At 53.8% G+C, this 26,913-nt stretch carries 21 protein-coding genes; 18 read left to right on the top strand and 3 right to left on the bottom strand.

Going from position 1 to position 26,913, the window contains the following annotated elements; genetic code table 11:
* Positions 1–93: 93 nt before the first annotated feature.
* The 10 genes from ACXADJ_RS09610 to ACXADJ_RS09565 all read left to right on the top strand — a co-directional run bounded on the left by ACXADJ_RS09610 (position 94) and on the right by ACXADJ_RS09565 (position 12,721).
* Positions 94–1,047: a glycosyltransferase family 2 protein gene (locus ACXADJ_RS09610; protein WP_475065178.1), complete on the top strand. Its 954-nt coding sequence runs from the start codon at positions 94–96 to the stop codon at positions 1,045–1,047.
* 19 nt (positions 1,048–1,066) lie between these two features.
* Positions 1,067–2,377: a lipopolysaccharide biosynthesis protein gene (locus tag ACXADJ_RS09605; protein WP_475065176.1), complete on the top strand. Its 1,311-nt coding sequence runs from the start codon at positions 1,067–1,069 to the stop codon at positions 2,375–2,377.
* A gap of 136 nt (positions 2,378–2,513) precedes the next feature.
* Positions 2,514–3,902, top strand: coding sequence for an ExeA family protein (locus ACXADJ_RS09600; RefSeq protein WP_475065174.1), 1,389 nt, complete (start codon positions 2,514–2,516; stop codon positions 3,900–3,902).
* A 30-nt stretch (positions 3,903–3,932) separates the two neighbouring features.
* A complete protein-coding gene (locus tag ACXADJ_RS09595) occupies positions 3,933–5,000 on the top strand; it encodes a CpsD/CapB family tyrosine-protein kinase (protein ID WP_475065172.1) in 1,068 nt (355 codons plus the stop codon).
* A 21-nt stretch (positions 5,001–5,021) separates the two neighbouring features.
* Positions 5,022–6,098, top strand: coding sequence for a polysaccharide biosynthesis/export family protein (locus tag ACXADJ_RS09590; RefSeq protein ID WP_475065169.1), 1,077 nt, complete (start codon positions 5,022–5,024; stop codon positions 6,096–6,098).
* 33 nt (positions 6,099–6,131) lie between these two features.
* Positions 6,132–7,505 carry a GumC family protein gene (locus tag ACXADJ_RS09585; protein WP_028293845.1) on the top strand — a complete coding sequence of 458 codons (1,374 nt, stop codon included), beginning with the start codon at positions 6,132–6,134 and terminating at the stop codon, positions 7,503–7,505.
* 179 nt (positions 7,506–7,684) lie between these two features.
* Entirely contained in the window at positions 7,685–8,671 is a 987-nt protein-coding gene (locus ACXADJ_RS09580; RefSeq protein ID WP_475065165.1) for a sugar transferase, read from the top strand.
* A 10-nt stretch (positions 8,672–8,681) separates the two neighbouring features.
* A complete protein-coding gene (locus ACXADJ_RS09575; RefSeq protein WP_475065162.1) occupies positions 8,682–10,028 on the top strand; it encodes an O-antigen ligase family protein in 1,347 nt (448 codons plus the stop codon).
* Between the two features lie 10 nt (positions 10,029–10,038).
* A complete protein-coding gene (locus ACXADJ_RS09570) occupies positions 10,039–11,301 on the top strand; it encodes a glycosyltransferase (RefSeq protein ID WP_475065159.1) in 1,263 nt (420 codons plus the stop codon).
* 76 nt (positions 11,302–11,377) lie between these two features.
* Entirely contained in the window at positions 11,378–12,721 is a 1,344-nt protein-coding gene (locus ACXADJ_RS09565; RefSeq protein WP_475065157.1) for an AAA family ATPase, read from the top strand.
* 11 nt (positions 12,722–12,732) lie between these two features.
* Here ACXADJ_RS09565 and ACXADJ_RS09560 read toward each other — a convergent pair whose 3' ends face one another.
* Positions 12,733–13,947, bottom strand: a complete 1,215-nt coding sequence (locus ACXADJ_RS09560) for a glycosyltransferase (protein ID WP_475065155.1) — start codon at positions 13,945–13,947, stop codon at positions 12,733–12,735.
* A 138-nt stretch (positions 13,948–14,085) separates the two neighbouring features.
* Between ACXADJ_RS09560 and ung the strand changes: the two genes are divergently transcribed.
* From ung to ACXADJ_RS09545, 3 genes are all read left to right on the top strand, one after another.
* Positions 14,086–14,763: a uracil-DNA glycosylase gene (ung, locus tag ACXADJ_RS09555; RefSeq protein ID WP_475065152.1), complete on the top strand. Its 678-nt coding sequence runs from the start codon at positions 14,086–14,088 to the stop codon at positions 14,761–14,763.
* A 247-nt stretch (positions 14,764–15,010) separates the two neighbouring features.
* Complete coding sequence (locus tag ACXADJ_RS09550; protein WP_475065150.1) at positions 15,011–15,412, top strand: c-type cytochrome; 402 nt, start codon at positions 15,011–15,013, stop codon at positions 15,410–15,412.
* A gap of 323 nt (positions 15,413–15,735) precedes the next feature.
* Positions 15,736–16,239, top strand: coding sequence for a hypothetical protein (locus ACXADJ_RS09545; protein WP_475065146.1), 504 nt, complete (start codon positions 15,736–15,738; stop codon positions 16,237–16,239).
* A 98-nt stretch (positions 16,240–16,337) separates the two neighbouring features.
* Here the strand turns inward: ACXADJ_RS09545 and gloA are convergent, their stop codons facing one another.
* Together gloA and nth are read right to left on the bottom strand one after the other, a co-directional pair.
* The gene (gene gloA, locus ACXADJ_RS09540) at positions 16,338–16,736 is read right to left on the bottom strand and encodes a lactoylglutathione lyase (RefSeq protein ID WP_028293854.1); all 399 of its coding nucleotides are present in this window, start codon (positions 16,734–16,736) and stop codon (positions 16,338–16,340) included.
* 49 nt (positions 16,737–16,785) lie between these two features.
* Positions 16,786–17,421 carry an endonuclease III gene (nth, locus tag ACXADJ_RS09535; protein ID WP_475065144.1) on the bottom strand — a complete coding sequence of 212 codons (636 nt, stop codon included), beginning with the start codon at positions 17,419–17,421 and terminating at the stop codon, positions 16,786–16,788.
* Between the two features lie 176 nt (positions 17,422–17,597).
* Here nth and ACXADJ_RS09530 point away from each other — a divergent pair, with 176 nt between their 5' ends.
* From ACXADJ_RS09530 to ACXADJ_RS09510, 5 genes are all read left to right on the top strand, one after another.
* Complete coding sequence (locus ACXADJ_RS09530) at positions 17,598–18,938, top strand: sensor domain-containing phosphodiesterase (RefSeq protein WP_475065142.1); 1,341 nt, start codon at positions 17,598–17,600, stop codon at positions 18,936–18,938.
* A 136-nt stretch (positions 18,939–19,074) separates the two neighbouring features.
* Positions 19,075–21,510 carry a flagellin N-terminal helical domain-containing protein gene (locus ACXADJ_RS09525; RefSeq protein ID WP_475065140.1) on the top strand — a complete coding sequence of 812 codons (2,436 nt, stop codon included), beginning with the start codon at positions 19,075–19,077 and terminating at the stop codon, positions 21,508–21,510.
* 59 nt (positions 21,511–21,569) lie between these two features.
* The gene (locus tag ACXADJ_RS09520) at positions 21,570–21,968 is read left to right on the top strand and encodes a flagellar protein FlaG (RefSeq protein WP_475065138.1); all 399 of its coding nucleotides are present in this window, start codon (positions 21,570–21,572) and stop codon (positions 21,966–21,968) included.
* Between the two features lie 97 nt (positions 21,969–22,065).
* Positions 22,066–26,016, top strand: coding sequence for a flagellar filament capping protein FliD (gene fliD, locus ACXADJ_RS09515; protein WP_475065136.1), 3,951 nt, complete (start codon positions 22,066–22,068; stop codon positions 26,014–26,016).
* Positions 26,017–26,455: 439 nt separating this feature from the next.
* Positions 26,456–26,863, top strand: a complete 408-nt coding sequence (locus ACXADJ_RS09510; RefSeq protein WP_475065134.1) for an ester cyclase — start codon at positions 26,456–26,458, stop codon at positions 26,861–26,863.
* The last annotated feature ends 50 nt before the right edge of the window (positions 26,864–26,913 follow it).

The raw sequence follows: 26,913 nt of genomic DNA, 5'->3' as shown, positions 1-26,913 counted from the left end.
GCGGTTTCGTCGTAGTAGTATTGAAACGCAGTCGTGTGTCACTCCGCACGACTGCACAACCGCCGGTAACAGCGACGTAAGGACCGAACCGATATGACTGTCCGCATCAGTGCGATCATTCCTACTTACCACCGCCCGGTGGACTTGCAGAAGTGTCTGCAATCCATCCTTGAGCAGACCTTGCTACCAGATGAAGTCATTCTGATTGACGATGGTGACCTCGGCGGCTTCCCTATGCGAGATGAGCTGGAAGCCCATGGTATGGACTGCATCTACTTTCAAAAAGACATTCCAGGTGTCACCGAATCACGCAACAAGGCTGCGGAGATCGCTCGTGGCGAAATTCTGGTGTTCCTCGAAGACGACGTGGTGCTGTTTGATAATTACATCGAAGAGCTGGTGAACACCTTCGAAACCCATGACCAGGACGACCAACTTGGTGGCGTGGGCGGCATCATCGATAACGAGAGTCTGTCTCTGTTCGAGCGGGTGTTCGAACGGATGCCATTTATTCTGTTTGGTATTTCCGGTTTTCGAGAGGGCAAGGTGCTGCGCTCCGGCTTTGCCACTGACTATGGCCGCACCGGGTTTCCGGTCAAGGATGTTGCCGAAGTGGACTTCTTGCTGGGCGGCGTTTCCTCATTTAAACGCAAGGTATTCGACGAATTCCGTTTTTCCAACCGATATCGTAGTGCCAGCGGTTATGGTCAGGGAGAGGATAAGGAGTTCAGCTATCGGGTGTCGAGAAAGTACCGGTTATTGGTGAATCCAAGGGCTCGTCTTTGCCATTACCCGGCTCCCAAGAAAAACTTTAACCGCTTTATCAAAGGACGGGCATTTATCCTGTCGCGTTACTACTTCTTTGTCGAAAGTGTAAAAAAATCTCCCCTGGATTGGCCATTTTTCTGGTTTGCCATTCTTGGTTACATTCTTTATGCCGGCGCTCGGGTGTTATTGTCTTTTAAAAAGAAAGAATGGCTTCGTTTCAAGGGAACTCTCGCTGGCGTGATGGATATTATTCGTCGGCGAAGCCTCGACTCTCTTTGACCACCAGGAAAGTATCATTGTGATATCCCGTAAAATGATCCTTGGTGGGATCAACACAATGGGGCTCAAGGTGTTCAACCTGGTGGCCATGTTCGCTGTATCTGTTGTACTGGCCAGGACACTTGGCGTCGAAGAGTACGGACACTATGTGTTCGTCTTTACTCTGGTTGGCTTGTTATCCGAACCTCAGTTTATAGGATTACGCTCCCTGGCCGTCCGTCACACGGTTTTGAATTTGACCAGTGTAACGGCTGGCAGGATGCGAGGCTTGTTCCGCCGTCTCTGGCAGTTTTCTGTCATTGGGGCACTGATGTCCGCCGTCGTACTGGTGTTGGTTGCATTGCTGATGGGGGACGGCCTGGGCGACAATGGTTTCTGGCTGTGTCTCGTCGGTGCCGTACTGCCCTTGTTACTTGGTATTAACCGTATTCGTGACGGCGTGTTGCGGGGGGCAGGGCATCTGGTAGCAGGTCAGATCCCCAAACTACTGCTTCGGCCCTTGTTTCTATTGGTATACATTGGCGCGGCCTGGTGGATTCTTGCGCAGGATTTTTCTGCAGCCTGGGCTATGGTTATGCAAGTGCTGGCCGCGCTGACTGCAGCTTTCGTCTACAAATATATGACGCAAAAGCATGTATTCGCTGAGTTGCCCGAAGCGGCACCGGAATATGAGACGCGTAAGTGGCTGAAAGAGTTATTCCCTTTGGTACTGACAGGGGCCTTGTTGGTTGCTGATAGCCGGGTCGGCATATTGTTATTGGGGGTACTTGAAGATACTGCGGAAGCGAGTAAATTCCATGCGGCTTTTCGAATTGCCGAAATTATTACGCTGGCCCATGCCGTTGCTAATTTGATCGTCGAACCCATGATTGCCCGACATTATGAAGCGGGTGAAATGGACGCGCTGCAGAAAAAAATGAGTCTGGTGGCGGGGTTGATTTTTACTGCGACAATACCCGTCGCATTGATCATGATTTTTGCCGGAGAATGGCTGTTGTCGTTATTTGGCGCAGAATTTATTAGTGTCGCCCCTGTGCTGGTGATACTCGCGGGTGCACATTTGGTTGATGCCTCCATGGGGGCGGTAACCCAGATGTTGAGTATGACCAATAACGCCGGTGAAGCAGCCAGGGGCATGATGTTCGGGTTGGTGATCAACACCGTTATATGCCTGGCATTGATCCCCGAGATTGGCGCCATGGGAGCCGCTTGGGGAACCCTGATAAGCACGCTGGTATATAAGCTATATTTGGTGTGGCGGATTCATAAACTGACAGGTATCTGGTCGACACCGTTATTCTTAGTATTTAAACTTGTTCGGAAAGGTTGAATTACTGGAACAGTTGATCGATCCAATCCTGTTCACAGAGCTGTCACCGAACTGCTAAACCGTAATCTGGTACAGCATATAAACACCATCGCTCGCTGTCACAGGGCGCTGTTGGAGATGGAGCCAAGGAGCAATCGTGTACAACACTTACCACCTCATTAACAAGGAGCCGTTCCTTAACAAGCCGTCCCCAAGCGTCTTCTTCGACTCCAGTACTCACACCCGGGCGTGGGACTTTCTCAAAGCTAATATTGAGTCAGAAGAACCTGCGGTGATGGTTACTGGCAACTATGGTGTCGGTAAAACGGTGCTGTGCCTGAAGCTGGTTGAGGAACTCAAACAGAGCGGTTATTCCTACGTCTATGTCTCGACGCCGATGCAAAGCTATCAAGAGGTGCTGTGGGGTATCTGTGCTGCGCTTGGGATTGACGATGGGGTGTCTCAGGAAAGTGATGAAGAAGATCTGCATCGGGTAATTTACAAGCATGTCGATGCGAACCCTGATGTGCGGCTTATGATCATCGTTGATGATGTGCAGGAACATAATTCCAAAAACCTCAACAAGATTCGCCTGCTGGCCAATTACACCCGTGAAGGCAATTATGCCATTCGCCTGTTTCTGTTTGGTAGCCCGGCATTTGTTCAGCGCCTCAAGGCGCTGGACATGGAGCCCCTGGATCAGCGCATCAAACGGCGTTTCGAAGTGCAGGGACTGGATTTTTCGGATACCAAGGAATACATCTATTTCCGCTTGATTCACGCGGGTGCCAAGGGATCGCCGTTTTTTATGGACGACGCGATTCGCCTGATCGTAAGTGCTACCAGTGGCATTCTGCGTAAGACCAACAATCTGTGTGACATGTGTTTGCAGATTGGTGCTTCCCGTGGCATCGAAGATATTGACCGTGCTCTGGTCGAAGAAGCTCTGCAAGCGTTGGGCTGGGAATCTGAGTCGGGCAGGAGCGACCGTACTGAAGAAACAAGCGTCAAAGAGACAGCGGCTGAATCCCCTACGGGTGAGTTGGCAACTTCAACCGCTGCGCCTGTGACCGAAGCCGCGGCGGTTGCGCCTCCAGCGCCTGTAATGAATGAACCAGAAAAGCCAGCGGTTGAAGCTGGCCTTAAACTGCATTCTGACGGTGAAACCCTGGCTCCACAGTTGCAAAACGCGACGATGCAGCCTGTGCCATTCCCAGGCCAGCAAGCCGGGTTCCAGGCACTGGACCCCGCACACCAACCGATGCATGCGCCGCACAGCGCACCTCAACATACCGCTGCAACAGGACATTTTGGTGTCCCGCAGCCCGCCCAAGGAGCAGCCCCTTATTTTGGCGCCAGCACACCTGCTGGGCAACCAAACGCTCAGCAAGGCAATATGCATCCGGATGACCATGAAGAAAAGCCCACTAAACCGACGACCAGTGACATCAAATGGACGGCCTGGTTGTTTCGGGGGCTGGTTGTTTTCTTGTTGCTGGCGATTCTGGCGGCGGTTGTTATGCGAGATGGAAATGTCGCTGGCTAAACTCTACAGGCCTCTTGTGAGGGCTTCGCAATGACGGATACCAAGGCTCCTACCCGAGGGTATGCGGATCAGTTTCATCGTTTACGTGCAGGCGATGATGATGCACGTCTACAAATGTCTTCAAAGGGCTCCTACAGTGAGCGTTATCGAAGCATTCATGCCGATAGTGGGGCCAGCAACGGCCTCGCCCCTGGCTTTCGCTCATATGCTGAGCAGGCAGCTGCCGGTCGTGCCCGTCGCATGCCTGAGCCTGCCACCACCGTGGTAGAACCCGTGGCTGCGGCCTCTGACGCAGTCAAATCCTCATCACAGCCAACAGTGAAGCCTGAGTCTGTCCAACAAAAGGCAGCAGGCTCTGGCTCCGAAGCTGACAGCGAAGCGGTAACGTCCAAAACGACCGACAGCGTCAAAAAGGCCCCGCTTAAACAGCTGGTTGCTCGTGGCCAGCCAGTTGCTTTCAGTAACAAGGTGAAGCGCCAGCTGGCACGCAGTGAGCGCGAGCTGGGCATGGTGGAAGGCAATTTGTCGAGTGCCGGGAAAGAACTGAAAACCCTCTATTTCACCAGCTGTTTCGATGGTGATGGAAAAACGATTTCGGCCATGTACGCTGCCTATGGGCTGGCGTCACATGGAGAGCGTGTACTGCTGATTGACTCCAATGTCGGCAAACCTGCGATGCAGCGTTACTTTCAGACGCATGGCCCGGGGCTTGCGGAAATCATTGCGGGTACCGTGCCTGTCGAGCTGGCGCTGCATGCAACCCAGCAAAAAGGGTTGGATTACATCCCGGCAGGCAACCTGCCAGCGGGAGCACACATCAGTAACCGTGCAATGAAAGAACTGCTGGAGCTGTTGAAAGACTACTATCGCTACATCATCGTTGATGGCAGCTCGGTTTTCTCGTCTTCAGAAGCGACGCGTATGGCGTCAGCGGTGGATGGTTTGGTGCTGGTGGTTGCGTGTGAGCAAACGCGTTGGGAAGTGGCCCAAAGCGCGGAAGAAAAGATTACCAGCGCTGGTGGCAAGGTGATTGGTATTTCGATGAATCGTCGCCGATTCTACTTGCCTCGGCGTATTTATGACTGGCTGTCTGGCTGATTCGATATGACTGGAAACACAATGCGTACTATGCCTTTGGTCATGGTGAACAAGACTGGCTCTGCGTTAGCCGCGATGATGGTAATCATGGTGGCTCTTTTGCTATCGGCTTGCAGCGGTGGTGGCAATGTCATTCCTGCGGACCATGATAAAACCGACGTGGTCGATCACACCAAAGGCGTCCCAGCGGCCAAGATTGCGACCTTACGCATGGCTAATGACTATCCGCTGTTCGATCACTATTACATCGCGCCGGGTGACGTTCTGGATGTGGTGTACAACCTTGAAAAACAGCTGGAGAAGTCCCGTTTTGAAATTGACTTGTACCATGCGCTGGATATTCGGTTTCTTGGTGCCTCCGAACTGGACACCCGTCAGGACGTGTTACCAGACGGCACCATTTCGTTGCCGTACTTTGGTTCTTACCCCGTAATCGGAAAGACCTCGGAAGAACTCAAGCATGAGCTGGAAAAGGCTTATTCCAAGTACCTTCGTTACCCTGAAGTGTTGGTTGAAATTCTGAATATCGACGCCCGGGTTGAACAGATTCGTACCGACTTGCGTACGGCTGGCCGGGGTCTGAGTAAGCTGGTGACCGTGCGTCAGGACGGCTATGCCTCATTCCCTATGATTGGTGAGTTTTTTGTCGCCAAGAAGACCATTGCTGAAGTCAGTGATGACATCATCAAGGCGTATGAAAACTATATGCCGGGCCTGAAGGCCAACCTGTTCCTGCATGAACAAACCGGCACCAACATTTATGTGATGGGTGAAGTCAAGAACCCGGATGCCTACGAGATCAATCGACCGATCAATATTCTGCAAGCCATCGCCCTGGCGGGTGGATACACTCGTGAAGGTCAGACTGAGCATATTGTGGTGTTCCGTCGAGAAGGCGACCGCCTGACCGCCAACCGCTTCAACATCAAGGATATGGCGCAGTTTGGTGCCCATGCGACCAGTTTCTTCCTGCAGCCGGAAGACATTGTGTTGGTGCCACGTAGCAAGGTCTCCAGTCTGGCGCAGCTGATGTCTGAAATTGCCGATATCACCTTCTTCCAGGGATTGGGTCTGGGGGTCAGTTATGACGTTCAGTAATCGTAACCATCCTGCAGGGACGGGACCGTTATCATGAAAACCCAGGATTACATCAAGGAATTTGCGACCATCTTTTTCATACAGAAAAAGATCATCTTTGGTGCTGTTGCTTTTGCCATGGCCATTGGCATCCTGATTGTGATGTTCGCTCCGAAAACCTATCAGGCCAAAGGGGCGGTGATCCTGAAGGGCAGCCAGTTGCTGCAATCCCAGGAAACGTTGGCGGACGTTCGGGCAGAAGTTGGCCCTATCTCAGAGGCCGACCTGTTCTCGGATATGGAAATCATCCAGTCTCTCGACGTGGTCTTGGGTGCGATTCACCGAGTGCAGGCGGAAGGTAAGCTCGATACCGACCTGATGGACGTTGAGGCCATGAGTAAGTTGGCCAGTAAGATCCAGAAAAGCATGTCGGCGACCTTGGTGCCGCGCTCAACCATCATTCGGGTGAGCCTGACCTGGACCAGCCCGGAAACTGCGACGTATCTGCTGTCGGCGATTTTTGAAGAATACCTGCAACGCCGACAAGCGGTGTACAACCCGGAAGAAGAGGTCGATTTCTTTGAAACCCAGTTGAAGTCGTTCCATGAGAGCCTTGCAGAGCTGGAAGACCAGATGGTGTCAGTTTCCGGAGGTACTAACGCTCAGGCGCTGCGAAACCTCATCAAACGCAATATCGAGCTGATGGCCGACCTGGAACGGGACCTGACCGGGCTGGAATCGAAACGGATTGCCAAGGCCCATTACGTCGATTATCTGGAAGACAACATGAAGCGCGATGGCGTTAATCTGTTTACCTCCATTGATAGCCTGGAGCTGGGTGACTTCTCCAAAAAAGTACAGGATTTGCTGATCGAGAAGGAAGCCAAGCTCAGGGTATACACCGAAGAAAATCCGGAAGTGATTCGTGAGCAGGAGCTGCTGGATCGACTGTACGACGTCTACAGGGAAGAAGTGCAAAGTCACATACTGAAAGAGCGCTCGGAATTACGCGGTGTAGAAGACCAGATTCAGGCCGCCAAGCAGACCATGGTGGACGTTGAAAAGAAAAATGCCGGTCTGTATCAGATGGTGTTGGATGCCGAACGCCTGGACCGCGAGCACGACGTGATTGAAGACTCCTACAAGACCTTTGCTACCCGCTATCGTGAAGCCAAGATTCGCAGTGAAACACAATCGGATCGCTTGTTCTCTGTGTCGATTCTGGAGCGGGCCTATGCGTCCAGTCAGTCGATTTTCCCTAAAGCAGGCAAAATTCTGCCGATCAGTTTGATTCTCGGATTGATGCTTGGGGTAACCATTGGCTTCCTGCTTGAGTTCTTTGATCACCGATTCAAGCGTCCGGAGGACATCAGTAATTACGCTGGCTTGCCGTACTTATTTTCCGTTCCTGATAAAAGTAATTATTAGTAAGCAGGTGTCACCGCGAAGTGGTGGATTGAGTAACAAAGTTCTGGCATGGTGACTTTTGTAACTGAGTCACAGTTCTGGACTCTAGCCGTTGACTGACAAGTGTTTGCTCAAGGAGTGAGTAACGCCAAAGGACATGTCGACAAGATGAATGGAGCTCTGAAAAAGAGAATCACGTTTTGAAAGTACCTCTTATTGAACGTGCGTTAGCTGCACTGTTGCTGGTCCTGGCATCTCCGCTGTTTCTTTGCCTCTATGTTCTCGTGTGGATCACCATGGGCAGACCGGTTTTTTATGTCGGTGAGCGATTGGGCTACCAGAAAAAGCCATTTAACATCATCAAGTTCCGTACGCTGGGGTTGGGTGCCCAGCAGAAAATTGGTGGTGAACTGTTTAACCACAAACATGCCCAGATTCGCCCGGCAGCCCAATTTATGCGAGACACCCGCCTGGACGAGCTGCCGCAGCTGTTGAACATTGCCCGTGGCGAAATGCAGTTTATTGGTCCACGCCCGGAGCGTTACGAAGTGTACGTTCAGCAGTGCAAGGACATTCCCAACTACGAAGTGCGTTTCCAGACAGCACCGGGCGTCGTTGGCTTTTCTCAGCTGTGTACTCCTCACAGTGCTCCGAAAACCATGCGTGCCCGTATTGACCGTCAATACGTAACCAGTTCTTCTCGCAGTCAGGTTGGCTTCGGCTTGTTTGCTGCCTGGGTGTTGCTAAGACGGTTGGTGGTTGGCTCAGTGAACTATTTATGGCGCGAGAAAATCGGCAATCAGTTGCTCAAGGGCCAGGCTGAGCGTCGAGCGCACCCTCGGGTACGACTGAATACCGCGACGGTTGAGATTTTGAGTTATGACGGCAAAGAGAAGCTCTATTCAGGCCGTATTTGTGATATCAACTCAGAATACCTGCGCCTGAACGGGCATATGGATCTGCAGCCGGATATTCGCTATCGCGCACGTCTGAAGTCTGAAGCCAAGGCGTCATTGGGAGGTCGCTCGAAGGTTGCCTATTGCTACGTCGACCTGATTCGGGAAAACGCCGGTACCGCAGATGGCGAGCGCGAATTTATTGTGGAATACGAGCCCGTATCGCCACTGAATCATTACCTGGTGGACCAGTACTTCCTGCATAAGTCCATCATCGCCTGTCCTAACTGATCAGGTTCCTGTGAAGCGCCCGGAGATCAACCCAACGGAGATACTCAAGCAACGTGTGCTTGGGGGGCGCTACGACACCTGCTTTGATTTCTGGTTGCCGCAGCTACTGTTTGTGGTGATCATTTTTACCGTACCTTTCTTCAAATGGCGCTCCATCGGCCCGCTGCGGATTGACCATCTTGCCATGGCCGGTCTGATCCTGCTGATCTTCCCCTGTCTGATGATGAACAAGCGGTCCATCAGCCGTTTTTCTTCGAGTATTTGGGGACCGTATTTTCTGTTCTTGCTGGTCAACGCTGTCTCAGGGCTGATATCGCCGTTTCCGGATCAATCCATTAGTGGCATGACCACGTTGATCATGGGGCTGGTACTGGTGACTATGACGGTATTGGTGATCAACCCCATCAGTCTGGAACGGAGTCTGTTCTGGGGCATTCTCTGGAGTACCGGAATTGGTTCGTTCCTGGCTTGTCTGGGCTATTTCGGCGGCATGGAGCAATTTCAGCAGGAAGATTCGAACCGGGGGGTAGGCGCCACGCTGAGCTCCAACAACATGGCCATTATGTGCATGTTTGCTTATCCATTGGCGGTGCGCGGTGCCGTTTACGCCAAAAGTAACATGGGTAAAATCGTTGGCTGGATTGCGACCCTGTGCGTGGTCGGAGGGGTAGTCTCTTCACTGTCGCGGGCAGGCTTTCTGGTGATGATGTTGACCACTGCGGTGCTGCTGAACCAGTACAAAAGCAAATTCCAGGTACGCTATTTTGGCTTGGTGATTGCCGGGTTTGCCGTCTTCTCAGTGCTGGTGGTGCTGTTTATTCCCAAGGATTTTGTCGAGCGGCAAATGTCGCTGGTCAGCGATGAGCCGGCTCAGGACCGTTCCCTGGACCGACGCGGGTCGTATGTGACGGTGGCCTTCAAGGCATTTGAAGAGCACCCGATCATTGGCACCGGGCCGGATACCTTCAAGGAAAACTGGGTCCGGTCGGTAGAAACCAAATTCTTCGATATGGAGCAACGTCCTGCCCACAACACGTATCTGGAGGTCATGGTTGGTACCGGCACCATTGGCATGTTCGCGTTCTTTTTTCTGTTGTGGCGTATGTACAGCAACTTCGCCACTGCGGAAAAGAATCTTGCCCGGCATGGCTTGGAGGCTGAATCCCAGTTAGCGGCGGCACTGAAACTGTCGATGGTCGGCGTATGCTTGTACTTCTTTTTCAAAAGTGGTCTTGAACACAAGTATTTCCTGCTGCTGATTGGCCTGGCGGGTACCATCAAGTACTACGAAGCCTTCAAGATTGAACAGCAACAAATGATCGCCAACGGCGAGCTGCCAGAACTGAAAGACGATTGAAGGTATCTGCATGAACACGGAACTGCCGACATCACGCCCGATCAAGGTCGGAATCCTGATTGCCACACTGGGGGTTGGTGGTGCCGAACGTATGGCGCTGGCGGTTGCCAGAGCCTTGTTGGATGTGGGTATGGATGTGCGTTTTTACTGCATAGACCCAGTTGGCAATATGCCGCTGCCTGGCACACCAGAGCAGCAGCAGGAACTGGCTGAGCGTATTACTGTATTGAACACGATTTTGCCCACATCGACCTTGCAGAAAGCGTTGGCCTTTCCCCGCACTCATTGGCGCTTTCGCCGCCTGGTTCAGCAGCACCAGCTGGATTTGGTCATCAGTTTTATGGAGCGGGCCAATATCCTTAATTTGCTGGGTACCCGTAAGGTCGCCCGGATCATCTCGATCCGCAAGCACCTGAGCATGGCATTGGCGGACAAGGATGCTCTTAAGCGGTCTTTGGTGAAAGCCGGTTACTCGGTGTTGTTGGGGCGAGCTGACAATATCAATCTGAATTCAGTAGAAGCAGCGGAAGATCTGCAGCAATTGTTTCCGGGGATACAGCGGGTCTCGGTCATCAATAATTTCTATGATCAGCAAATGCAGCAAAAAGCACAGCAGCCACTGCCACCCGAGGACTTGGCCATGCTGCAAGGAAACAGTGTGCTGACCTGTGGCCGGCTGGTGAAGGTGAAGCGTCAGGACGCGTTGATACGAGCCTTTACCTATGCAACCCGTGAGCGACCCGATACCCGCCTGGTGCTTGTCGGCGATGGCCCTGAGCGCGAACGCTTGCAACAGCTGATTGATCGGCTGGGTATGCAGCAGCGCATTCATCTGGCCGGGTTTCAGGCCAATCCGTACGCCTGGGTTGGACGTTGCAGTGTGTTTGTTTTGTCTTCTCGCTCGGAAGGCTTCCCCAATGCCTTGCTGGAAGCCATGGCTTTAGGCCGTCCGGTGATTTCTGCCGATTGTCGCTCAGGGCCCAGGGAATTGCTGGCTCCAGACACCTGCCCGAGTCAGAAAACCGGTGATATCGACCGCGCCGCGTTTGGTGTGCTGACGGCACCACTTGAGGACCGTTCCAGTTCTGGTGAAACTTTATCGGCTGCTGAGTTGTCTTTGGCTGGTGCCATTAAAACCCTGCTTGAAGACACCCGCTTGCAATCACATTATCGACAGCAGGCGGGGCTACGCGCCGAAGATTTCAGCCGCGATACCATTCTGGACCAATGGGTGAAATTGGTGGTGGACCACACTCAATGCTCTGACCAATAGCGACAACGTTGTAACTTGCGGCGCTTTCTAGCGAGTCGTCTATACTGGAGGGGACTTCCATGGAGGTTGTGACGTTATGGACGGAACACACAACGCTAGTGCTCAAACCGAAATTCTTCTGATCGACAGTCGTTTCCGCTACTGTCTGGATACCTTGCAGCGAATGCTGACATCCGGCCTTGGCCCAGCCTGTATCCATGGCGAGTGGGGGGCGGGTAAATCCACTCTGTTACGGGCCCTTGAAAGCCGCTTGAGCCGTGACGGACACCTCGTTGTGGCGGTGAACGACGCATCATTATCGAGTCATTCGGTCTTGCTGGATATTTGTCAGCGCCTGGGCATTGCCTGTCCGGATGTGCAGCAAACGGATCTGGTTCTGTCCCTTATTGCGGAGGCCCTGATTCGAAATGCGCCTCAGCACCGGATGATGTTGCTGGTGGATGATGCCGATACCCTGTCATCCCGCAGTTGGGAGCTGGCGTTCCGACTGGCCTTTTCTGACCCCAATGGCGAGCAGCTCTTGCCAGCAGTGTTTACCACCGAAGCGCCGTTGGCTGATTACCCATGGCAATTTCAAGGCACCATCGGGGGCTATTCAAGAGCCGGGTTTCGGCGCTTTGTTGCCGAGCTGGCCATGCAGAAAGGCGGCGCAATTGCCTTCGCTGACGACTCGCTGGATATGATCTACGACTACAGCAGCGGCTTCCCCGGCAGTTTCTATGCCCTGTGCAGCCAGTGTCTGGCGGCCGCGGAATGGCATGGTCGAACCATCGTGGATACCTCGATGGTTGAGTCTGTAGTGAGTGCGACCCAGCAACAGCAGCCAGCTACTCAGTATCAGTCCATCGATGATGACGACGAGGATGAACCAGAACCACAAGGATGGTTTGATCGTATGCTGAGTTGGGCTGATGGTCACCCGGTAGGCAGCAAACGTATTGCTGGTGCCGTTGCGGCCATGCTTGTGCTCGCGGTGGTGGTTAACTACACCACTTCTGAAACCCGCCTCATCGTTGCTCCGGATCTGGTGAAGTCGCTGGAAACCCGTCAGGCCAAACCAGCTGAAGATTCTATGCAGCTATTCGAGGCTGAACGGGCAATGCAGCAAAACCCACCAGCAGCCAGCCATAACAGCAAACAAGCGACATCTGCTGTCAGTGAAGAAGCCACGGATTCTGCCGCTGCGGCGCCATCAGATCCGACGCTGTGGCAGCGTATTCACTTTTTGCTGTTTGGTACGACAGCCCAGCGCCAGCCCGACGCCGATTCCGAACAATTGGCTGCTGCAAGCGGGGGGGATGTCAGAGAGGATATGACTGTTATTAAGTCGGAAGATCTGGCCGTCAAGCTGGCGGAGCCCTCAGGCCAGGAGCCGAGAGAGAAACCAGCGGAAAACTTTGATCTTTCCGCTGTCGAATAGCACGGCTGCCATTAACCGGACTTCTTGGGGTCCCAGCGCACTGGCTGGTGGCCTTTGAGAAAATCGATGCCGCCCAGTGCGGTACCGATGTTGCCCACGGCGAAGTAGAAACAGACTGACAAGAGCTTGTTTAGCGGGCCCAGTGAGGGCAAGCGGTCGGCCGCCAGCCACTGCAGCAGTGCAGCGCCATAAATGCCTAGCTGGGGCAGTAGTAACAGCAACATCCAGCTACATTGGCTAATCAACGCCAGACTACTTAGTAGCAAAATTACCAAAAACCAGGGCAGCATGCGGCGCATCACCTTGTTGATGAACAAGCCCACGGCAATTTGCCAGCTGGTGTTGGCCGGGTTGAGTACCCGGCGGTTCAGCCATATACCGCGCAGGGAGCGATTCACAATTCGGCGGCGGCGTGAAACTTCATGGGCTGACCCCCGGGAAGGCGTTTTGATCCAGGCTTTGGCGGCGGGCTCAAAGCGGAACACATAGCCTTGCGCCAAAATCGTCAGGCAAGTGTAAAGGTCATCAGTAACCGCAGCCGCAACCCCTTGAAACAGTGACCGACGAATGGCGTATATCTTGCCATCGTTAGACGTCACACTGCCCAATCGGGATTCCAGAATCTTCAACTTGCTGTCAGCATCAATGTAGGTTGACTGAGCGGATTGCAGCTGCGCCGTCCCTGCAGCACTTGATGCTGAACTGTCGTGACCGGATTCACCGATTAATCGTTGGCCGCCAACGCCACCAACCTTTGCATCACTGAAGTGCTTGGCCAGCTGTCTGGCGGCATCCGGGTCCAACATGGCATCCGCGTCGGTGAACAATACGATCTCGCCCTTGCAGTGTGGCATGCCGGTGTTAAGCGCTTCGTGCTTGCCAAGGTGTGTGGGCAGTGCCATGGCTGTCAGGGCTGGATGTTCAATAGCATTGATAATCTCCATGGTACGGTCGTCCGAACCATCTGAGACCACTACTATGTCCAGCTTGTCGGACGGGTAATCCAGTGCCAGAGCGTTGTCGATTTTTTGTTGGATCAGGTGTTCTCCATTGCGAACAGCAACCAGAACAGACAGCGACGGCAACTGTTCATCGTCAAGCGCAGCCGGTATCGGATTAGCGGAGTCGGGGTGTTGTTTCCGGTACAGCCAAAGAAATGCCGGGTAACCGACAAACAATGCCGCAATGGCAAATATGGATAACAGCAGCAGCCCCCAGGCGATCATCGATTGTTCCTTTTCTGGCAGTGGTTGGGTGTCCCTTGTCGCTGGACCTTGCAACCTCATTCTATGGCCGGTAGGCAGCAGGTCAACGGCTGGTTTTGATATAGTAACGGCTTTTGATCTTCGAGCACGGACACAGGCATGTCGAAAGCAGGCGAACTTCATCCATCCTGGCAAGCGGTTATTGGCCAGGAATTGGAACAACCCTACATGCAGGCGCTGAAAGCGTTCCTGACTGAGGAAAAATCCCAACAGAAGGTGATCTTCCCGCCAGGTCATTTGATCTTTAATGCGTTTAATCACACACCATTTGATCAAACCCGGGTTGTGATCATTGGTCAGGACCCATACCACGGCCCCGGTCAGGCGATGGGGCTGAGCTTTTCTGTACCACAAGGGGTTCGGGTACCGCCGTCGCTGGTGAATATTTTCAAGGAAATTGAATCCGACCTGGGCATTGCCATGTCCGGCAGTGGCGATTTAACCCCTTGGGCAGAGCAGGGGGTTTTGCTGTTGAATGCCACGCTTACGGTTGAACAGGCCAAGGCCGGCTCGCACCAGAAAAAGGGCTGGGAGCAGTTTACCGATGCAGCGATTCGGGCATTGAATGAACAGCGCAGCGGCCTGGTGTTTGTGTTGTGGGGCAGCTACGCCCAGAAGAAAGGCGCTTTCATCGATGAGAATCGTCATCTGGTACTGAAATCGGTGCATCCGTCGCCATTGTCTGCCCACCGGGGTTTCTTTGGTCTACGACAGTTTTCGACCATCAATCAGTATCTACAGCAGCAGGGCCAGCAGCCGATTGACTGGTCCTTGTAGTACTGACCGAAGCTCGTCCCTAAGCAAGGCCCGATACACCGCCTAAAAGTGCGCTGCCGACAAGTGTAATCGGCAGCGGTATTGATCTGAAGCGGGGCTGCGTTGAGCAGTATTGACCAGCCTCATAAACACCCCTCAAACAGTACTCAAGTACAGCAGAACGGCCTTGAAAGGCAGACTTAGACTGGGTTCACCAAGTGATTTTCAAGCGGATTAATCTGATCCGACATTGATGAGGAGTGTTCCCATGAAAGCTATGTTTACTGTTGCATTATCGCCCTTGTTTACCAGCCTGATCGCGGCTTCTGCGTTGTTTGCTGGCGCAACCTTCAGCCACGCTGATGCCATGCTGTCGGCGCAGGGGAAGGTGTTGTTTGCACACAATTGCCACGCGTGCCATTCCGAAGATTCGGCTCGTAATACCTTTGGTCCGAGCCTGTCTGGTGTGGTCGGGCGTAAGGCGGCTAGCGTGCCCCGGTTTGCCTACTCGGATGCTATGAAAGCATCGGGTCTGGTTTGGAACGAAGACAACCTGCGCATGTGGATCGCCGACAACGTCAAGCTGGTACCGGGTACTCGCATGCGCCATGTGGCCATCTCGGATCAGGCTGAACAGGATTACATTCTGGCGTATCTGAAGACCTTGTAAATCGCGCCGATGGCCGTGAAGAAGTATGCACATCCCTGGTGTTTGATACCTGCTTGCGAGGCTCAGCCCTCGCGAGCAGGTAGCTGTTTTAGTGCCAGTTACGCTTGCTGGCCGATTTCCTCGACAAACAAGGGTTCCGCACCCAGGGCTGCTTCTCCGGCAATCAGGCCCAATCCGTGTGTTGCCGCTGATAACCCCAGCTTAAATGGAACCCAGGCCGATAGTCCCAGTCGCATAGAGTACCAACAGGCTGGGGAACCCTGCGGCTCGCGGGCTGAGGATTCCCTGTCTTTTCTGTTCAAGAATCAAGAGAGGTAACCGATTTGTCTGGTTCTGATTCCGATCACGAAGCAAAGGAACGCTCGCCGCTGGTGCACTACCGTATTGGCGTGGCGCTGCTGTTTTCGGGCATTTTTCATTTGATATCCCTGCTGCTGGTGTTTCTGGCGTTCTACGATTTCTTCACTGGCCTGGGCGCGCATGAACTCGATATGGTCACTCACGTGATCAAATCGATCAACAATCTGGTAATTGCATTGGCCATGTATGAGTTGGGCATCGGGGTTGGCAAGGAGTACACCGCCGATGAACGAGGAGAGAATATCTTTGTGAGCCTGCGGCGTACCATTTCGCGATTTGTCGGCACGGTCTGTATTGCGTTGGTGCTGGAAGCGCTGATCATGATCATCAAGTACAGCCAGCTGGAGTTGGCTGGCAACCTGTTTTACCCGGTGGCTATTTTGGGGGCGTGTGCCTTGCTGCTGTGCTCGCTAGGGGTGTTCCTGTCGCTGACACACAAGCTGTGTCACTCGTCAGAGTCTGACTGACATAGCCTGATAAGCCATATCGTTTGCAGGCCTCGTTCTGAGGCCTGTTACTACTTCACCAGCGCACAGACACAGAGTGCCGGTTACAACAGCGCAACTCAGAATGCGCTGGATGCTTTCTTTTCAATCAACTCAATCTTGTAGCCATCCGGGTCTTCCACAAAGGCAATGATGGTGCTGCCGCCTTTGACAGGGCCTGCGTCACGACTGACTTTGCCACCAGCATTACGAATGCGTTCGCAGGCGGCTGCAGCATCGTCTACTTCCAATGCAATGTGGCCATAGGCGTTGCCAAGGTCGTATTCGGACTGGCCCCAGTTATAGGTCAGCTCAATCACGGCGCCTTCGCTTTCTGGCTGATAGCCCACAAACGCGAGGGTGTATTGGTATTCTTCGTTATCGTGCTGACGCAGAACCTGCATACCCATGATGTTGGTGTAAAAATCGATGGAGCGTTGCAGGTCGCCAACGCGCAGCATGGTGTGGAGCATTCTCATATTCGGGGATCCTGTATCAAGCGGGTGGGTCGGTTCTGGCGGTTGCAGCTCAGTCCGACGTCTTCTGTTTGAACTCGCATAAATCTTCAATCATGCAAGCGCCACACTTGGGTTTGCGGGCCACGCAGGTATAGCGGCCGTGCAAAATCAGCCAGTGGTGAGCGTCCAGCCGAAATTCTTTTGGCACCAGTCGCAAGAGACGTTGTTCTACTTCATCGACATCCTTGCCCGGTGCAATGCGAGTTCTGTTCGACACTCTAAAGATATGTGTATCGACCGCAATCGTTGGCTGGCCGAACGCAGTGTTCAGCACCACGTTGGCGGTTTTACGGCCAACGCCGGGAAGGGCGACCAGCTCGTCGCGGGTTTGTGGCACTTCGCTGTTGTGCTGTTGGATCAGTATCTCGCACAGCTTGATGACGTTCTTGGCCTTGCTGTTAAACAAGCCAATGGTCTTGATGTATTCCTTCACGCCTTCTTCCCCAAGGGCCACTAAGCTCTCGGGGGTGTTGGCGACGGGATACAGTTTGCGGGTGGCTTTGTTGACCGAGACATCGGTAGCCTGTGCCGATAGCAGTACGGCGATCAGCAATTCGAAAGGCGTGCTGTATTCAAGCTCGGTCTCCGGGTGCGGGTTGGCGTCGCGCAGGCGCGAGAAAATTGCGATGCGTTTTTCTTTATTCATGGATCACGGTTGCAGTTGTGTGCAGTCGCACGAGTATAAAGAATGGGCAAATTATGCCCAATAGTTTGATTGGATTGAAAACCCGGCCATGTCTATTGATTATGAACGTAAGTGAGCACTAGCCCTGGCTTGGGTAGTTCAATAAAAGCAGGTGTTTGAACAGGAGGTTCATTGACATGATGTCAGCTGGCTCTTTTTACAAAGATGGTCAGGGTGCGGAGCTGTTGGCTCGATTGAGCGTAGCAGCCAACGATCAGCACGAGTGGGAGGCATTACTGTCGTCACTGCTGCGGTTTGTACGCCGCAGCTTCAGTATGGAAGTGGCGTTTATTTCCGAGTTTCAGAATGGTCGCCGGTATTTCCGTCATATCAATGCCGACGAATTGTTTTGCCCGATTGAGGTCGACGGCTCCGACCCGCTCGACGACAGTTACTGCAAACGCATCGTCAACAAGGAGCTGCCGGGGCTGATTATTGATGCCTGCCAGCTGCCATTGGCGCTGGAAATTCCGGCGACTCGGCTACTGCCTATTGGCACCCACCTGAGTGTTCCCATCGTCCTGAACGACGGCAGTATTTACGGGACCTTTTGTTGCTTCAGCCGCGATGTGGTGCTGGACATAGGTCACCGTGATCTTGAATTCATGCAATTGATGGCTGCGCTGGTTGGACGGTTTATCTCTGCTGACGTGCTGTACGCTCGCCAGCGTCAGAGCATGATTCAACGGCTACGGCAGTTTATGGAATCGAGGGCGATTGAGATCGCCTTGCAGCCGGTTTTCACGTTGCAGCAAGACGATGATCAGATTCGAATGCAACCTTATGCCCAGGAGGCGCTGGCGCGTTTCCGTTGTCCGCAACAAGGTGGCTCGGAGGACGAATCCCGGGACGGCTGGCTGGACGATGTGGAGTCGGTCTTTCACGACGCTACTGAAGTCGGCCTGGCGGTACCGCTGGAGCTGAAATGTCTGAAGCTGGCGTTGGCCCGTTTGCCGCTGCTGGCAGAGGGCGAACTGCTGTCAATCAACCTCTCCGCAGCGGTGCTGTGCAGCAAGGAATGCAGCGAGTTTCTGTTGCGGCAGTCTCTTGATCGCCTGGTGCTTGAAATTACCGAACGCGAGGCGGTGGCGCTCTACAGCGATCTGGTGTTTGTGTTGGATCGGCTGCGTGCGGCTGGTGCCCGGGTTGCTGTTGATGACGCTGGCGCAGGATACGCTTCAATGAAACACGTACTGGTTCTGAAACCCGACTGGATCAAGCTCGACCGCAGTCTGGTCGCGTCCATTCATCTGGACCACGAGCAACAGGCGATGGTGCGTTCGCTGGTGGGCTATGCGGCTGAAGTGGGTTCACTGGTGATTGCAGAAGGTTTGGAATCCAGTGACGAATTGCGTTGTGTCTACGATCTTGGGGTGCGCTATGGCCAAGGTTATTTGCTACAAAAACCGCGCCTGAGCCCGCTAAACGACGATAAAACAGCACAAAAACCAACCGCAGATGGCGGAAAATCGTCATAAACAGCGGGACCCAATAAATCGCAAAAAAATTCTAAAGTCCCCAAAAAGGGTGCCGTTAACCCCTATGACAATGTCAGGCGGAGCACTGCCCATTACCGAGGTGGTGGTTGCTCCAGATTCTCATAGGAGATTAACCATGCCACAAGTAATTAATACCAACATCGCGTCTCTGAATGCTCAGCGTAACCTGAACACTTCACAGTCTGCGAACCAAACGGCAATGGAGCGTTTGTCTTCCGGCCTGCGCATTAACAGTGCAGCGGACGACGCGGCTGGTCTGGCCATTTCTACTCGCTTCACTTCCCAAATTAACGGTCTGACCGTTGCTACCCGAAATGCCAACGATGGTATTTCCCTGGTGCAAACGGCAGAAGGTGCTCTGAGCTCCATTAACGAAAACCTTCAGCGTATTCGTGAACTGGCGGTTCAGTCTTCCAACGCCACCAACTCTGATGTTGACCGCGAAGCCCTGCAGGCTGAGGTTGACCAGCTGGTGTCTGAAATCAGCCGTACCGCAGAAGACACCGACTTCAACGGCAGCACCCTGCTGGACGGTTCTTTCTCTGCCACCTTCCAGGTGGGTGCCAACGCGGGCCAAACCGTAGACGTGTCTATCTCTGAGCTGACCGCTGACAAGATGGGTTCTTCCGACCAGTCTGGTGTGTCTGCACAGGGTGTAGGCTCCGCACTGGAAAACGGTGACCTCAACATCAATGGTGTTGCCATTCAGGCTTCCATTGCCAACGACGATGACCTCTCTTTCACCGATAAGGAAATGAGCGGTATCTCGAAAGCAGCAGCCATCAACGCATCTACTGCTGAAACCGGTGTGACTGCAACCGTTGACGAAAACGTGATGCTGGGTTCCACCATGGACGAAGCAACCACCGCAGCGGCTGCGATTACCATTGACCTCAACGGTGTTGAGATCAGCCTGGAAGGTACGGCCAACTCCACCGAAGCGGAAAAATCCGGTACTCGTGGTTCTGTGGTGGCGGCGATCAACGCCAAGTCTGAACAGACCGGTGTAACGGCATCTGACGGCGGTGAGGCGGGCGGCGTTGTGCTGACGGCGTCCGACGGTCGTAACATTACCCTGACCAGTACCGCCAACGACCTGAGTGCTTATGGTCTGGCCGATAGCGATACTGCTGCAGGTAATACCGATACCTCTTACGCTGGTTTCACTCTGACCGCAGAGAATGCCAACACCGATATTGTGATCACGGGTGGCAACGATACCGGCAACGGCAATATTGAAAACTCTGGTCTGCAGGCGGGTACCTACAGCGCTCAGACGGCTTATACCTCAACCACCGAGCAATCCGTGGGCGCGGCCAATGATGACGGTCTGGTCGGTAGCGCTGCTGCTGCCGCTACTGATATCACGACCATCGGTGACGAGTATGGCCTCACCATTGCCAACGCTGCAGGTACTACTGCGGCGGATTTCAACACTGCACTGGCTGATGCCGGTTTTGGCGATATTACTGTAGCCGGTACCAACGTTGAAGACATTCGTGTTGCAGTTGCCTCGGCCGCGGCCTCCGAAAAAGCCCTCGACGATGGTGACCTGGTGCTCAATGGTGTTGCCATCCAGGCATCCAGCTCACTGGATGACACAGCTTCGGATACCACGGCTGGCTCTTCAGATTCCTCGGCTTCTGGTATTGCCATTGCCGCGGCGATCAATAAAGCGACGGATGACACCGGCGTATCGGCCAGTGTTAACGCGACGGAAGTATCCGGCGGTGAGTACAGTGGTGCACTGACCTTTGGTGCCACAGCGGGTGCTGTGACCATTGGTGACAGCATGACGCTGACCATCAACAATGTCGAAGTTACCCTGACTGAAACCGGTGACTACGAAACCAACAAGGCGAACGCGATAACTGCCATTAACTCGGTCAGTGGTCAAACCGGGGTGGTTGCAGAAGATAACGGTGAAACCCTCACGCTGACAGCCTCTGATGGCCGCAATATCTCGCTGTTTGCTGACTCTGCTACTGCCTCTGAAGCGGTCACTGACGTAGGTACGTCGATTGAGAACTTCGGTCTGAGCTCTGACAGTGTGGGTCAGGATACGGGTGCCACCACCGTTGACGAGTTCAGCTACGCTGACGGTGCCAAAACCACGTACTCTACCGTGACTCTGCAAAGCGCTAATGGCTTTGAAGTGGAATACGGCAGCAATGGCTCCAAAGGCCTGGAAGACACTGGCTTCAAGGCAGGCACCTACGGTGGCGGTGAAGACGGTCAGGCGCTGTCTGACATCGACATCACAACCTTTGAAGGCGCGCAGATGGCCATTACCGCCGTCGACAACGCCATTCAACAGGTGGCCAGCCAGCGGGCTGACCTCGGTGCGGTGCAGAACCGTCTGGAATCCACGGTGAGCAACCTGGCCATCACATCCGAAAACCTGAGTTCTGCGAACTCCCGTATTCAGGATGCGGACTTTGCAGCAGAAACCGCGGAGATGTCTCGTACTTCCGTGCTGCAGCAGGCGGGTATTTCGGTGCTGGCACAGGCAAACGCCGCTGGCCAGAACGTACTGTCACTGCTGGGTTAATCCTCGGGTCGGTGACCGCAAGGTCACCTTCTTTTGAATTTTAACCTGTGAGGTGAGCCATGAATGAAATCAGTATGGATCGTCCTGAAAGACTGAGCATCAACACCCTGCAAGTTGGTGGCCAGTCCATGAAGGCAAAAAGTGCTTACCAGGAATCGTCTGTTGCTCAAATCGACAGCGGCAAGGTTTCGCCAGAGGCAGAAGCCAAAGGGAATGAAATGGCCGCTGTAGAACCAGAAAAGGTTCAGGAAGCTGTAAGCCGTATTAACGAATACGTACAGCAATCCGAACGCAGTCTTGAGTTTCGAATGGATGATACCAGTGGCCGTACGGTGATTCGGGTGTACGACAAGCAATCAGAAGAGCTGATTCGTCAAATGCCCAGTGAACTGGCACTGGAACTGGCGCAGAAATTGAATGACGAGGAACCATCGTTATTGTTCAGCGCTCAGGTGTAACAAGCACACAATTTTACACTTAAGTGAAACCCACACTGGCCGATAATGCTGGTGTGGGTTTTTTTATGGGTGCCGTTTTTCGCACCGGGAGTTCAACATGGCAACAGTAGAAACGCTGGGTCTTGGGTCCGGGGTTCTGACCACCGAATTGATGGAAAGCATCATCGCTGCCGAGCGTGAGGCATCCGACAGCCGGTTGGAATCGGAACAGGAGCTGATCGAGGCCCGTATTACCGCGTTTGGCGAAATCCAGTCGTTGCTGTCGACCATGGACTCTGCGGTCAGTGCGCTGGCCAGCCCATCGGAAGCGGCTTCCACAACCGCCACGTCTTCCAACGAAAGCATTCTGACGGCGACCACATCCAGCTCGGCCGACCCCGGCACCTACACGGTAGAAGTGCAAGCCACTGCCAAGGCCCATGCACTGGCGACTTCGGCGTTCGACAGCAGCAGCGAAATCATCGGCACAGGCAAGCTGGTATTCAGCTTCGGCACCAATATTTATGACAACGATGGCAATATCATCGGCCAGGAAATCAATCCGGATCAGGCCGGTGCGACCATTGAGATTGATGAGTCGAATCACACGCTGAGCGGCATTCGCGACGCCATTAACAACGAAGACTTTGGCGTCACGGCCAGCATTGTGAACGATGGTAATGGCTATCGTCTGTTGGTGACATCGGATGAAACCGGTGAAGAATACGCCATGAACATTCAGGCGCAGGACGCCAATGGCAATGCCTTGTCGGACGGCCTGGCGGCGCTGGCTTACAACGCCAACCAGTCGGCCTACACCAGCATGGAACAAACCAGCCAGGGTTCGGATGCCTTGCTGGTGGTGAATGGTCTGGAGATTACCCGTAGCAGCAACGACGTCAACGAAGTGATCAATGGCGTCACGCTGAACCTGAAAAGCGCCGACGTGGGCACCAGTGTGACCATTACCGTGGCCGCTGACACCGAGCAGCTGGCCGAAAACATTCAGGCTTTCGTTGACGCCTACAACGAATACAAAACCTTCACCGACGAAGTCACCGCCTACGACACCACCAGTGAAACCGGTGGCGTGCTGTTGGGTGACTCCACCTTGCGGACGATTCAGTCGCAAATTCGTTCCTTGCTGAGCCAGCCCATCACCGGCCTCGATGGCACCTCTTATCGCTCGCTGACGGAGCTTGGGGTGACGTCCGACCAGGACAACGGCTACCTGCTGGAATTTGACCAGTCGACCTTCCAGACCGCCATGACCGAAGCACGTAGCTCGGTGATTGGCATCATGGCCAAATCCGGGGTCACGTCCGACAGCCAGATCACCTACGTTAACGACTCGATCAATACCCAGCCGGGCACCTACGACGTGGTGATCACCCAGTTGGCGACCCAGGCCGTCTACGAGGGCGGTTCGGTCAGCGGCATGGATTTCAGCTCGCCGGTGGTGATTGACGATGAAAACGACAATTTCACCATCAACGTCAATGGCAAAACCGGCAGCGTGTCGTTAACCCAGGGCAGCTACGATTCCGCCGATGCGCTGGCGCGTGAACTGGCGTTGCAGATCAACAGCTCGGAAAGCATTGCCAACAACGGCTATTCCGTAACAGTGGCCTACGATGAAACCAAGCAGTCGTTTGATATAACTTCCAACACCTATGGTTCATCGTCGCAGGTGTACTTCACCAGCGTCGATACCAACACCGCCAATACGCTGGGTTTCAATACCCTGGACTCGGGTACCTACGAAGGTGCTCAGCTGACTACCCTGAATGCGGCGGCCTTTAACGGCAAAGGTGCAAGTACACTGGCTGGCAGCCGCACCGTGGCGGAAGAGGACGGAATTGATTTTGCTGCCAGTAACGCCAGCTTTTCGCTGTCGGTCGACGGTGGTGCCGCGGTGGCGGTGTCGGTTACCCAGAACGCAGCCGGTAATGACCTGAACGGCGATGGTGTGTTTGGCGATCGAGAAGATACCTTGCAGGCCATTCAGACCGCGATTGATGCCACCGCCCTGGCTGGGGAAGTAACGGCATCGTTCAGCGACGACGGTTACCTGACCTTTACCACCGCCACCGCAGGCGCCAGTAAAAGCATTGAAATCACCAGTGTTGGCACGGGTACCTCCGATACCCTGTTGGGCCTGAGTGATACCGATGGCCCACAGAGTAACGGTAAGGACGCCGGCTTTACGCTGGCCAGCGATGTGGCGTTCCGGGTGGAAGTCGACGACGTTACCGGTGATTCACTGGTGACCGTACCGGCGGGCACCTATGCCACCGGGGCCGACCTGGCCAATGCGGTTCAAAGTGCCATCCAAAGCAGCATTAGTGCCGATGCCAACTTGTCCGGGCTGGTCAGTGGCGCTGAAGTGGATACCGGTTCTCGTGATGTCAGCACCACCATCGACTTTGGTGCCACCAATGCGGGCTTTACGCTCAATGTGTCGGGCAACGAGCAAGAAATCGTTATCAACTCGTCCAGCGGTGACAACATCGCCGATATTCAAACCGCACTGGATGCCGCCTATGGCGCTGGTGTTGTGACTGCCAGCCTCAACGGCACCGGCCTAAAGCTCACCACCGACGCTACTGGCCATGAAGAATACATCGAATTGGTGACTGATGGCCGCGGGGCGTACACCTCCAGCTTTGGTGATATCAGCAGCGGCATTGATTTCAGCAGTGACAACGCGGCCTTCACCTTGACGGTGGCAGGGCAGGAAATCGATGTCACCGTCGATGGCAATGGCGCAAGCGGCAGTAATGACGCCGACTCCAACTTGACTGTGATCCAGCAAGCCCTCGACGAGGCGCTGGTGGCCAGTGGCAGTTTTGCCGCCGGGGATATTGCCGCAAAAGTGGATGGCGCTGGCCAACTGTATTTTGAAACCGTCAGCCAGAATGGCATTCGTAATGCGGCGACCCTGGGGGCTTCGGCCAGCATTGAAGTGGCCAACGTGACGGGCAGTGCAGCAACGACGCTGGCGATGACGGCCGAAACCGCCACTAATGGCTACGATGGCCTGGGCCTGACGGACAGTGACCGTCATTACGGTTCCGACCTCGACACCGCAGTGAACTATGTGTACGACGCTGATACGGATCTGGGCTCGTTGGAAATCACCATCGGAGGTCAGAGCCGCAGCATAGGCTTTACCGATCTCGATGCCTCCGCCACCGCGTTTCTGGGTTTGCAGGATGTCACTGTGTACTCTGCCGAGATTCCGACCGGCAAAGACGTGGAAGGTACCATTAACGGTATTGAAGCCTCTGGCAGTGGTCAGTTTTTGCGTGCCACCAACGGCAACACTGCTGCCACGCCGGGCTATTACATTGCCAACGAAGCCGCTGATTTTACCTCGGCGGTTACGCTGGACGCCGACAACAGCAAGTTCAGTATCAACATCGATGGGGTAGAGGCGGAAGTGCAGCTGAGCTATCCGGCAACCTACGTCAGTGGTTCTGCGCTTGCGTCGGCGTTGGAAACTGCCATTAACGGCACTTCGGCTTTCTCCGAAGAAAACATCAGTGTGTCTGTGGACTACACCGACGACAGCAGCTCGTTCGCCTACAACAAGCTGAGCATCATTTCTAACAGCTCGGGTAAGGACTCGGAAGTCGAAATCACGGAAATCAGTGCCGAAGCGTCGGCTGTATTTGGTTTCATCAAGGGCATCGGTGATGGTGAACGTGGGGCTGATGCACAGGGCGATGTAGACGCGGCCTCTGGCCTGCGTTTGAAAGTGACGGGCGGTTCGGTTGGCGAGCGCGGCAGCGTGACCTATGTGTCGGGCTTTGGTGACCAGATGGCCGACCTGCTGGAATCCTTGTTGTCGGGCAGTGACTCCGTGATTCAATCCAAGCTGTCTTCATTGGAAGACCGAGCCACCGAGATTGAAGAAGAGAAAGCCGCGTTGGATGAACGCATGAACGTACAGGAAGAATTGCTGAAATCGGCGTTTTCCTACAACGATGCGCTGATCTCAACCCTGAACACCACGCTGGACTATATCGAACAGCAGTTCGAAGCCCTGAGTAACTCCAGCAGTTGATGGTTTTGACGGCACCCGTTAACAGGGTGCCGTTCTGCTGCCATCTTTGTCCACTCGATCGTCCCGTCTTTCTCATTCCACTTCCTGATTCCACTTCCTTATATCACTTCAATGGCACTTCAATTCGACATTGCTACGTCACTCAATTGTGAGGTTCGGTCGAGATTTTTGACGATCTCCGATGAGTTGTTGACCAATTCCCTTTGCTGGCCGCTCTGATGCGGGTAAGGTCCTTGTTGCCTGAAAAATACACAGATTAGCTTTGGTGCAGTTTGGTACCAGAACGTATACGAACTACATATGATCCAATAAGAAAACAAATGTTCTGAAAAAGTGAACCAGGTCACGAAAATGACCCGGTTTCGTCACGACAAACTGAAACAATTGCTAAGATTGTCATTACATAAATACACAAACTCACATTCCCACGGAAATGGACATGTTTGAAGACAACAAGGTGCTCGTCGAGCAGTTTATTCAGAATGCCTGGGGAAAGGGTCGATTCAATCTGGTGCGACAAATGGTAAGCAGGGATTTTCTTTACCACGCCTCCCAGTCCATGCAGTCACAGGGCTTTGATGCCTTCGTGGATGAAATCGAATACCTTCAATCCGCCATCACAGATTACGATCTGACCATTGAAGACCTGATGTCTGACGGCGATCGCGCCATCAGCGTGATGACCCTGTGCGGCACTTTCAAAAAGCCGATCTTCGGTTTTCAGCCTCACAACAAGCTGGTGGGTATCACCATTGCGACTACCTGGACCCTTCAACGGGGTCGGGTGCGTCATATGAACCTGCTGGTGGACATTGCCCACATGCAGCGTCAGGTGGCAGCTGCTTAAGCCAGACTGACTGTCTGAATCATCGTCAGAAACGAAAATGGTCAGAAACA

The organism is Oceanobacter sp. ABM4_470 (genome assembly GCF_056158645.1).
The sequence above is the reverse complement of the archived record's forward strand: the minus strand, read 5'-3'. Positions and strand labels throughout refer to the sequence as shown.

Bases quoted from the DNA above. Each gene is read 5' to 3' on its own strand.
- ACXADJ_RS09610 (WP_475065178.1), top strand. From the start codon at position 94: ATGACTGTCCGCATCAGTGCGATCATTCCTACTTACCACCGCCCGGTG.
- ACXADJ_RS09595 (WP_475065172.1), top strand. From the start codon at position 3,933: ATGACGGATACCAAGGCTCCTACCCGAGGGTATGCGGATCAGTTTCAT.
- ACXADJ_RS09590 (WP_475065169.1), top strand. From the start codon at position 5,022: ATGCGTACTATGCCTTTGGTCATGGTGAACAAGACTGGCTCTGCGTTA.
- ACXADJ_RS09585 (WP_028293845.1), top strand. From the start codon at position 6,132: ATGAAAACCCAGGATTACATCAAGGAATTTGCGACCATCTTTTTCATA.
- ACXADJ_RS09570 (WP_475065159.1), top strand. From the start codon at position 10,039: ATGAACACGGAACTGCCGACATCACGCCCGATCAAGGTCGGAATCCTG.
- ACXADJ_RS09565 (WP_475065157.1), top strand. From the start codon at position 11,378: ATGGACGGAACACACAACGCTAGTGCTCAAACCGAAATTCTTCTGATC.
- ACXADJ_RS09560 (WP_475065155.1), bottom strand. From the start codon at position 13,947: ATGATCGCCTGGGGGCTGCTGCTGTTATCCATATTTGCCATTGCGGCA.
- ung (WP_475065152.1), top strand. From the start codon at position 14,086: ATGTCGAAAGCAGGCGAACTTCATCCATCCTGGCAAGCGGTTATTGGC.
- ACXADJ_RS09550 (WP_475065150.1), top strand. From the start codon at position 15,011: ATGAAAGCTATGTTTACTGTTGCATTATCGCCCTTGTTTACCAGCCTG.
- gloA (WP_028293854.1), bottom strand. From the start codon at position 16,736: ATGAGAATGCTCCACACCATGCTGCGCGTTGGCGACCTGCAACGCTCC.
- nth (WP_475065144.1), bottom strand. From the start codon at position 17,421: ATGAATAAAGAAAAACGCATCGCAATTTTCTCGCGCCTGCGCGACGCC.
- ACXADJ_RS09530 (WP_475065142.1), top strand. From the start codon at position 17,598: ATGATGTCAGCTGGCTCTTTTTACAAAGATGGTCAGGGTGCGGAGCTG.
- ACXADJ_RS09525 (WP_475065140.1), top strand. From the start codon at position 19,075: ATGCCACAAGTAATTAATACCAACATCGCGTCTCTGAATGCTCAGCGT.
- ACXADJ_RS09520 (WP_475065138.1), top strand. From the start codon at position 21,570: ATGAATGAAATCAGTATGGATCGTCCTGAAAGACTGAGCATCAACACC.
- fliD (WP_475065136.1), top strand. From the start codon at position 22,066: ATGGCAACAGTAGAAACGCTGGGTCTTGGGTCCGGGGTTCTGACCACC.
- ACXADJ_RS09510 (WP_475065134.1), top strand. From the start codon at position 26,456: ATGTTTGAAGACAACAAGGTGCTCGTCGAGCAGTTTATTCAGAATGCC.